Origin of the sequence: Aminicella lysinilytica (assembly GCF_004362975.1) — a bacterium.
GTDB lineage: Bacteria > Bacillota > Clostridia > Peptostreptococcales > Anaerovoracaceae > Aminicella > Aminicella lysinilytica.
The window spans coordinates 1-8566 of record NZ_SNXO01000058.1; the positions used below are offsets into that span (position 1 = coordinate 1).

General features: G+C 48.8%; 10 protein-coding genes. 3 read left to right on the plus strand and 7 right to left on the minus strand.

Translation table 11 applies throughout. The features are described 5' to 3' along the window. Positions 1–133: 133 nt before the first annotated feature. The 5 genes from EV211_RS10050 to EV211_RS10070 all read right to left on the minus strand — a co-directional run bounded on the left by EV211_RS10050 (position 134) and on the right by EV211_RS10070 (position 4838). Positions 134–496, minus strand: coding sequence for a type II toxin-antitoxin system HicB family antitoxin (locus EV211_RS10050; protein ID WP_133529302.1), 363 nt, complete (start codon positions 494–496; stop codon positions 134–136). 214 nt (positions 497–710) lie between these two features. After that, entirely contained in the window at positions 711–2081 is a 1371-nt protein-coding gene (locus tag EV211_RS10055) for a threonine/serine exporter family protein (protein ID WP_133529303.1), read from the minus strand. Positions 2082–2218: 137 nt separating this feature from the next. Continuing rightward, the gene (locus EV211_RS10060) at positions 2219–2395 is read right to left on the minus strand and encodes a FeoB-associated Cys-rich membrane protein (protein WP_133529304.1); all 177 of its coding nucleotides are present in this window, start codon (positions 2393–2395) and stop codon (positions 2219–2221) included. A 38-nt stretch (positions 2396–2433) separates the two neighbouring features. Beyond that, positions 2434–4596, minus strand: a complete 2163-nt coding sequence (feoB, locus tag EV211_RS10065; protein ID WP_133529305.1) for a ferrous iron transport protein B — start codon at positions 4594–4596, stop codon at positions 2434–2436. Between the two features lie 20 nt (positions 4597–4616). Continuing rightward, positions 4617–4838, minus strand: a complete 222-nt coding sequence (locus EV211_RS10070) for a FeoA family protein (RefSeq protein ID WP_133529306.1) — start codon at positions 4836–4838, stop codon at positions 4617–4619. A 210-nt stretch (positions 4839–5048) separates the two neighbouring features. Here EV211_RS10070 and EV211_RS10075 point away from each other — a divergent pair, with 210 nt between their 5' ends. Continuing rightward, a complete protein-coding gene (locus EV211_RS10075) occupies positions 5049–5423 on the plus strand; it encodes a metal-dependent transcriptional regulator (protein WP_133529307.1) in 375 nt (124 codons plus the stop codon). A gap of 21 nt (positions 5424–5444) precedes the next feature. On the opposite strand, the gene EV211_RS10080 is transcribed toward EV211_RS10075, so the two are convergent. Together EV211_RS10080 and EV211_RS10085 are read right to left on the minus strand one after the other, a co-directional pair. Continuing rightward, on the minus strand, positions 5445–6101 hold the full coding sequence (locus EV211_RS10080) for a nitroreductase family protein (RefSeq protein WP_133529308.1): 657 nt from the start codon (positions 6099–6101) through the stop codon (positions 5445–5447). Beyond that, positions 6076–7320, minus strand: coding sequence for an MFS transporter (locus EV211_RS10085; protein ID WP_133529309.1), 1245 nt, complete (start codon positions 7318–7320; stop codon positions 6076–6078). The genes EV211_RS10080 and EV211_RS10085 overlap by 26 nt, the downstream gene beginning before the upstream one ends. A 205-nt stretch (positions 7321–7525) precedes the next feature. On the opposite strand from EV211_RS10085, the gene relB reads away from it, so the two are divergent. After that, positions 7526–7750: a type II toxin-antitoxin system RelB family antitoxin gene (gene relB / locus EV211_RS10090; protein WP_133529310.1), complete on the plus strand. Its 225-nt coding sequence runs from the start codon at positions 7526–7528 to the stop codon at positions 7748–7750. Next, complete coding sequence (locus EV211_RS10095; protein WP_133529311.1) at positions 7750–8013, plus strand: type II toxin-antitoxin system RelE family toxin; 264 nt, start codon at positions 7750–7752, stop codon at positions 8011–8013. Before relB ends, EV211_RS10095 begins: the two co-directional genes overlap by 1 nt. Positions 8014–8566: the final 553 nt, after the last annotated feature.

The window sequence follows — 8566 nt, forward strand, 5'->3', positions numbered from 1 at the left end:
ATGTGAAACTTGCAAGTCGCTTTGGGGTTCGTCGGCAACTACGCCCCACGTGGACTTTCACCACAGATTGACGGCATGCCCGTCATACTTAAAAATCAGAGATCCGAATTGTGATCTCTGATTTTTTATTACATTATTTTGAAAGAGCAGTATCACTCCTGGAAAGGAGATAGACGCAATACTGATTCATACTGATTCCCTCTTTCTTGGAATGCTCAGCTAATGCGCGATGCAAGCTGCGGGGTATCCTGAGTTTAAATTGTCCTGAATAATCTTCCAGGCTACCAGGTTCATATATTTCCAAACCATCCTCAAGTGCAGCCTCCAACCAGACTTTCTTAGCATCCCTGGCATTATCCACTGCAGAATCAATGGTTTCTCCGCATGTAATACACCCTGGAAGTTCTGGATAAGAAACCACATATCCGCCTTCAGTTTCATCTTCCACGATTTCCATTCGGTAATTCATAGCCATATATTCATCAAGAGTTTTCATCGTTATTCGCCTCACTCTCTACTATTTGTTTTACCAATTCAACATATCTTCTTTATGAGCTTGTCCCATTTTGACATTATAACTCCTTCTATATTATAAGTGGTATCGTATACGGTGTCAATACTATATTTGTAAGTGTATAAAAACGATAACACATAGTAGCTAATATGTCAATATTTACCAATTTAATTAACTGCAATTATTATTTCCGCATTTAGTTGCAATGCCGGAATCGGCTGTCCGTAAATATCCTGGCGAAAATCAGGCCCAGCGGCAATGCCAGAACGATCATCATTGCCTTTGTGAACCAGTAGGCGCCCATAGCAATTGACGTTACGCCGATATTGTAAAAGGCGCGGTACATATACAGGCCCGGCACCATAATAACGATCGATGGGACCGTGAGAGATATACGCGGAAAACCGATATACTTTTTCACTAAAGACGCCAGAAGGCCTGCAACCAGCGCGCCGAAGAAAGCCGCTGCAGCAGCAGGCATAGTCGTCAGATCAACAAGTTCCAGACGCAGGGTGTTGGCCACGGCGCCGATGAGGCCAGCCATAGCAGCCATTTTTCGCGGGCTGTTGAACATGATTGAGAATCCGTAGACGCCGCAGAAACTTGCCAGGACACGCAGCCCCATCAAAGTCCAGACGCCAAGTTCTAGAGGCACGAAATCCGCCGGCTGGAAGTGTATGGTCGTCGCCGTGATCCAGGCCACCAGCGTCGCCACTACGATTATCATTATGGAATACGTCATCCTCTCGATTCCGGAACGCATGTCCAGTTTGGACAAGTCGATGCCGCTGGTGATGAATGGGAATCCCGGTATAACAAAAAGCATGGCGCAGATGTATCCGGCTTCATGGGCCGGCGATACGCCAAAGAAAATTTCAAGAGCTTTGATTATGGCAACGTACACGAGACACGCCACGGCCACGCTTGCCGCCGTGCAGGCGAAGAGCTGCTCATGCATGTCATTCATTTTGCGCCGTACCCAGTTGCCGATGCCCGCGCCGAAGAAAGCGCAGCTCATCTCTATAGGCCCGCCGCCCAGGAGGAATGTAAATGCGCCGCAGGCAAGAGCCGCTGCCAGCCCCACTGAAAGCGGCGAATAGAGACCCGGCTTGTTCTGGAGTTTGTCCAGTTCAGTATGGATCTGCTCCACGGACATGGTGTTGCCCTTCTCCTCGAAGCTCGTGAGGAAATCCTCCATGAGAGCCAGTTTATGGGTGTTCACGGTGGTAGCCTTCAGGTCCAGTGTCTGAGTATCGTTGTGGCTGCCGTCCATGCAGGTATATTCAATGGAAACCAGTCCTACATCAGCCGTACACGTAACGCCGAGGACCTCAGCTATGATGTTCATGCTGTCGCGGACCCTCCAGGCGCCTGTGCCGCAGGACAGCATTATCAGTCCCACGCGGCCGATTATGGACGACTTCTCGCGAAGCTCAGCGTCCACAGCCGGCGTCTCGTTATTGCTGACAGCATAATCATGCCATGGAATGGCCATATGATGCCGGGTGAATCTCCGCCTGTTGTCCGCTCTGCGTTTTAACTTACTGCGTTTCTCTGTATGTGTCATTGAGTTTCCTTTTCCTGTTTTCACGTTATCTTACTGGTACAATGATAAAATGAGATAAGGAAAAAGTCAATCTTTTACTTTATGAATTCAGGGCATTGATAAGCCTGGCCCGTTTATGAGCCAGGCACATTTACAGTCTAACGGCTTTCACCGCCGTGGCAGTTACCGCTCATTGGGCAGGAGCCGCAGTCGCAACCGCAGGAAGTCCTGCCCGACTTTTTGTTCCTGATCATGCGGATCACCACGGCCAGCACCAGCAGAGCCAGCACTGCGCACACTACTATATTCACTGCATTTGCAATTATCCAAGCCATTTCTATACCTCCTTTTGTACAAAATGTATCCTGTCAGGCTATGCCGCCGCGCCTTGAATGGCCACATGGCCGCGCTGAGTTTTGTTCGGGTCCGGCCTGAAAAGCAGGTAGACCAATGCTGCCAGCATTACCAATGCGACTACAGTCCACGGTCCGAAGGCCACGGTGGCTGTTGCAAGGCCGCCCAGCTGATAGACCATGAGGGCAACGCAGTAGGCCAGCAGATTCTGGAAGCCAAGAGCGAACCAGAAGAATTTCCGCGAACCCATTTCCTTGGCCATGGCCGTGATTGCTGCCAGGCAAGGTGAATCGAACAGGTTGAACAGCAGAAATGCCACTGCCGCGATCGTCGTCGGGAAGAAGGCCGTGAAGGCCGTATCCATAGACCCCGTATATCCGCTGACCGCGCCCATTCCGGAGATCACGCCCATAGTCGAAACGATGGCTTCCTTAGCGGCAAAACCGCTGATGGAAGAAGCTACTGCCTGCCATGTGCCGAATCCCAGCGGAACGAATATCCACGCGATGGCGCCGCCTATGGCAGCCATGAAACTATGCTCTGTGTCCACCAGTCCCAAGGCTCCGTTTTGTACCCCGAAGCTTCCCAGGAACCACATGATCACGCAGCAGAGGAACAGCACGGTGCCGGCCTTTTTCAGGAAGGACCAGACGCGTTCCCAGACGTGGATCCCGATGCCTTTAGCCGACGGGACGTGATACTGAGGCAGTTCCATAACGAATGGCGCCGGCTCCCCTGCGAACATTTTCATTTTCTTGAGTATTATGCAGGATACGATCACCATGATCATCCCCGCGAAATATGTAAGTGGCGCCGCCCACCATGCTCCTCCCATGGTGAAGCCTGCGATGACTGCGATCACCGGCAATTTGGCGCCGCAGGGAATCAGCGTAGTAGTCATCATGGTCATTCTGCGATCCTTCTCGTTCTCTATAGTGCGGCATGCCATTATGGCCGGCACTCCGCATCCCGATGAGATCAGGAATGGAATGAAGCTTTTCCCCGAAAGTCCGAATCTGCGGAATACCCTGTCCATTATGAATGCCACTCGCGACATGTAGCCGCAGTCTTCCAGCAAAGACAGGAAGAGGAACACCAGGGCCATCTGTGGCACGAAGCTTATTGGTGCTGCCAGTCCGCCCAGTACGCCGTCCACCACCAGGGAAACGAGCCAGCCTGAGGCGCCTGCTGTAGTCAGGGCGCTTTGGGCCGCCGGCTGTATCCACGCGCCGAAGAGTGTGTCGTTGATCCAGTCCGTGAGCACGGTGCCGACAGTTGTCACCGATACAAAATAAACCATGAACATTACTATTACAAATACCGGCAGGGCCAGAAATCTGTTGGTGACAATCCTGTCGATTCTGTCTGACATGGACAAGGCGCCAGCCGGCCTCTTCCTGGTGACGCAGGCTTCGGCAATAGTCTGAATGTATGTGTATCTCTGATTTATGATGATGCTTTCCGCATCGTCATCCATTTCCTTCTCACAGTCAGCGATATGACTTTCAATATGTTCCATCAGCGAACCATCCAGGGCCAGATCGCCTATTACCTTTTCGTCTCTCTCGAAAAGTTTGACAGCAAACCATCTGAGATCATCTTTGTCTACCAGGGATTCTATAGATTCCTCTATGTGCGCTATGGCGTGCTCAACGCTGCCGTCGAACACGTGCAGAGCTTCCTTGGCCCTGTTTGCCATGGCGGCTGACTTTATCTCATTGATCAGCACCATGTCGCCTTCCCCTTTAAGAGCGCTTATAGGCACGACCTTGCATCCCAGGCGCCGGCTCAGTTTATCCAGGTCTATATCATCGCCGTTTTTCCTGACCAGATCCATCATGTTCAAAGCTACAACTATAGGTATGTTCAGTTCCATCAGCTGTGTGGTCAGGTAAAGATTCCTTTCTATATTAGTCCCGTCTATGATGTTGATTATGGCGTCATGCTTCTCCTTTACCAGATAATCTCTCGTTACTACTTCCTCCAAAGTGTATGGGGAAAGTGAATATATTCCGGGCAGATCCTGGATTATCACATCCTTCTCAACCTTCAGCCTGCCTTCCTTCTTCTCAACTGTTACTCCCGGCCAGTTTCCCACATACTGCGAGCTGCCCGTCAGTCTGTTAAAGAGAGTGGTCTTGCCGCAGTTTGGATTTCCCGCTAAAGCTATTTTCAATTCCATCCGCAATTTCTCCTTGTCCTTTACTCTACTAATATAAGTCCGGCATCTGCCTTCCTTATAGACATTTCGAATCCTCTAAGATTCAGTTCCATAGGATCCCCCAAAGGCGCCACCTTACGTACCATCACTCTGGTTCCCTTGGTCACTCCCATATCCATTATCCTTCTTCTGGTAGGTCCGACTCCCTCGATTTTCTTCACCGTGACCGTGTCGCCTACTTTTACATCTTTTAATGTGCCCATTATCTGATCTCCTCCCAGTAGTTGAAGTTATAACTTTAGTTAGTCTTATCTAACCTGTTTGCAAAAGATTTGGTTAGACTTCTCTAACCATCCTTAGTTTAACGTGTCTAACTCCCTTTGTCAAGGGTGAATTTAATATTTTTTTCACATTCTTGTAATTTCTGTTGTAAAGTGTTAATCTATTGTTAATGATACATCGGGAGGCACATTATGGAAATTCATAAATCTACAGAAGATTACCTGGAGGCTATGCTCATTCTGAAGGAAGAGCACGGCTATATCAGATCGATCGATATCGCCGGACACCTTGGAGTCACCAAACCCAGTGTTTCCTATGCCACCAAACGCCTTCGGGAGAACGGCTACATTACTATGGATACAGACGGACTGATCACCCTGACCGACTCAGGCATGGGTATCGCATCCAGCATATACGAGCGTCATCGCCTGCTTACAGATTTTTTTGTGAGCATAGGCGTGTCACCGGAGACGGCCAGAACCGACGCCTGTAAAATAGAACACGACATAAGCGAAGAGACCTTCGACGCAATATGCAAACATTCCGGACAAAAAAGAGCTCGCTGAGAAAGCGAGCTTTTCTTTTGTTTAAATTATCGTCAGCACTTCATCGACGCCCTTTTTCTTCGGGCCTTTGCCTTCCGCCGCCCGTATGCCAACGGGCATGAGAGCCGCCACATGATAGCCTTCCTCAGAATATCCCGACAGCTTCTTCACGAGGGCCTCCACATCGTCAGCCGCGTAATTGGCGCTGGTCATCCAGCAACAGCCGTACCCCAGCTCCTCAGCCTTCAGATTGAAATTCTCCATAGCAGCGCCAACGCTGAGGCTGCCTTGTCGCGTGCGGTATTTCAGGTTGGCCAGAGTCTCCTCGTCGCCGCCGGCAGTCTTCACATAATCGTAGGAGCTCGGGTCCCACTCTCTGCCGTAAACAATGGCCAGCAGCTGGGCATCCCGGAAGAACAAAGAAACTGCCTTGCAGAGTTTGCTGAAGCGCGCGGCTTTTTCCGGGGCTGTCTCCTGCATCTTCGCACAAAGCTCAGCGTTCTTATGGCTGACTACGTTGGCGAATGCGTCGATGGCCTTCCGGTCCCTGACTATAACAAAATGCCAGTTCTGCTGATTGTCTGCAGAGGGAGCTTTATTGGCCGCGTCGACCATGGCGCGGATGTGCTCCTCCGGTATCTCCCCATCCGCGTATTTTCTGAGGCTGTGCCTCTTATCTATTGCTTTCTGTAATTCCATCTTGGCCTCCTTTATTATTATTTTTGCCGACTATGCCCGTCCAATAATAGAATGGAATGGCCGCCAGCTGCATTACTACGGAAAATGCTATGAGCCCTGTCGGCGATATGTCGTAGAGGGCCCCCATGAGCCAGCTTCCTATGAACCAGCAGACGCCGAATGACGTCTGGAAAATGCCGAATCCAGAGGATCTGTTTTGTTTGGGAACGATGTCCGTCACCACGGCTTTCAGGATGGATTCCTGCGCGCCCATGCCGATGCCCCAAAGAGCCACGCCCAGGAACAGAGCCCACTGTGAGTCCATGCCGAAAATGAATATGGCGAAGGGTGCCGAGCACAGCGTCGAAACCATCAGTGACCGCAGGCCGTACTTGTCGTAAAGCCACCCGAAGAACAAAGCCGACACGGCGTCGACTGCCATGGCGCCGGCGTATAGCAGGGACAGGGTGTCCGTCGGTATCAGGCCGGTTTTCATGGTGTGCATGGTGATGAGTGAAAAATCCACAAAGCCTGCGCCGAAGAATGATATGCCGACTACGTATATTATGAAACGGCGGTTCATATGGAAAGGTTCCGACGTTTCCTGAACTTTTTCGAATTTGTCCGGCTCCGGGTAGCGGGCTTTGGCAACAAAAAGTAATATGATGGTTGCTGCCGCCGGTACTCCCAGGAGCAGGAAGCAGATCTTATATACATTGAAGATGTCTGTGCTGTTTTTCAGAAGCACTACCAGGAACAGCATGACCGGTCCCAGGAATGCTCCCAGCTGATCCAGAAATTCCTGAATGGCGAAGCTCTTGCCTGTGCCCGTCTGAGTGGCAGCGAAGGAAAGTATCGTATCCTTGGCCGGTTTCTTGACGGCTTTTCCAAATCGTTGAATTACGATGAGAAAGCAGGCAACTACCCATCCGCCATTTGGCACCAGTGCCAGAGCCGGAATAGCCGCACAGTCTATAACGTAGCCTACGATAGTCATAGGCCAGTACTTTTTAGTTCGATCCGTAAGCTTGCCGGTGATTATCCTCAGTGAATATCCGATGAATTCTCCCAGTCCAGACACGAAGCCGATGGCCGCCGCCGATGCTCCGGCCAGACTCAAATAGGCGCCCATGATGCTGGCCGCCCCTTCGTGGGTCATGTCAGAGAAAAGGCTGACAATACCCATCAGCAATATGAATGAAAATGCCGCTTTTTTAACTTTATCGTTTTTCTTATCCATAGAGACTATGATACACCATTAGAAGAGGCAATGCAATGGGACGGGGTGCGCAGGGTAAAAGTTACGGGCAATTATTTGTGAGGTATTAGCAGGGCCTAAATGGACCTGTCCCTCTCTGTTTGAGCTTGCACTTGACTATAACACGACAAGGGTATATAATTCGTATTACAAGTAATACATTTATATATTTGGAGGTGATAACGATATGAGTACCATATCCCTGAGAGTTTCTGAAGATGAAGCTAATCTAATAAAAGAATATACGAATGCGAATGGACTTAATATGTCGTCTTTCATTAGAGATTTAGTTCTTGATAAAATCGAAGACGATCTTAACCTCGATGAGGAACGAATATTAAACGCAAAGCAACGCATCGACCGAGAAAAAGCTTTTGATCATACTGAAGTATGGGAAAGGCTTAAGGTATAATGTATCAGATCAAAATTTTAGAAAGTGTTGAAAAGGAACTTTCAAAAATGGACAAACAAACAGTTCGCATCATAAAGAACTGGATAGTCAAGAACCTGGTCGACACTGATGATCCGCGTAATAAAGGAAAAGCCTTAACTGGCAACCTGAAAGGTATATGGAGATACAGGATCGGGGACTACAGGCTCTTTGCCACTATAGAGGACGAGATCATGACCGTATTTCTATTCGAAATAGGCCATAGGCGAGATGTTTACAAGTGATAAAACTTATGGGAAGCGAACTCATGTGGATTCCCCTTGGTTTTTTAACTGACTAACACGACCACGAGTTTTCAAAGGAATCACAGTCACAAACAAAACTTGTTTTACAGTAAAATGCTAAAACAAGCAGTCAGTTGTCCTGAGAATTTCAAATACTGGGCATAACATCAGAAGCGCAAATATTTCGTGGACAAATTATGGTGTAATTTCATTAGATGAGAATTCTTAAAGAATCAGTCTGAAAAGGCCAGGTAACTGTACCGCGCACGTATTGGGCTGATACCTAGAACGATAGTGCGGATTTTTTGTTATTGTAAACCAAAATCGCACGTATTGGCCTGATTCAAGATGTCAAGGTGCGCCCTGCTAGGCATAGTATCCATAATTGGAAATATGTGTTATCTAATTAGACCTTAAACGCACTTTTTCCCCTCTGCAGCAGCTGATAAGTGCGAGGGCAGGTCAAGTCCATATTTGTGTGTAAATTCACTTTCAAGCATATATCAAACTACCTTTATGCTGCTTTAAGCATTTTCTGTTGTTTCTCTGCTAT

Bases quoted from the DNA above. Each gene is read 5' to 3' on its own strand.
- EV211_RS10050 (WP_133529302.1), bottom strand. From the start codon at position 496: ATGAAAACTCTTGATGAATATATGGCTATGAATTACCGAATGGAAATC.
- EV211_RS10055 (WP_133529303.1), bottom strand. From the start codon at position 2,081: ATGACACATACAGAGAAACGCAGTAAGTTAAAACGCAGAGCGGACAAC.
- EV211_RS10060 (WP_133529304.1), bottom strand. From the start codon at position 2,395: ATGGCTTGGATAATTGCAAATGCAGTGAATATAGTAGTGTGCGCAGTG.
- feoB (WP_133529305.1), bottom strand. From the start codon at position 4,596: ATGGAATTGAAAATAGCTTTAGCGGGAAATCCAAACTGCGGCAAGACC.
- EV211_RS10070 (WP_133529306.1), bottom strand. From the start codon at position 4,838: ATGGGCACATTAAAAGATGTAAAAGTAGGCGACACGGTCACGGTGAAG.
- EV211_RS10075 (WP_133529307.1), top strand. From the start codon at position 5,049: ATGGAAATTCATAAATCTACAGAAGATTACCTGGAGGCTATGCTCATT.
- EV211_RS10080 (WP_133529308.1), bottom strand. From the start codon at position 6,101: ATGGAATTACAGAAAGCAATAGATAAGAGGCACAGCCTCAGAAAATAC.
- EV211_RS10085 (WP_133529309.1), bottom strand. From the start codon at position 7,320: ATGGATAAGAAAAACGATAAAGTTAAAAAAGCGGCATTTTCATTCATA.
- relB (WP_133529310.1), top strand. From the start codon at position 7,526: ATGAGTACCATATCCCTGAGAGTTTCTGAAGATGAAGCTAATCTAATA.
- EV211_RS10095 (WP_133529311.1), top strand. From the start codon at position 7,750: ATGTATCAGATCAAAATTTTAGAAAGTGTTGAAAAGGAACTTTCAAAA.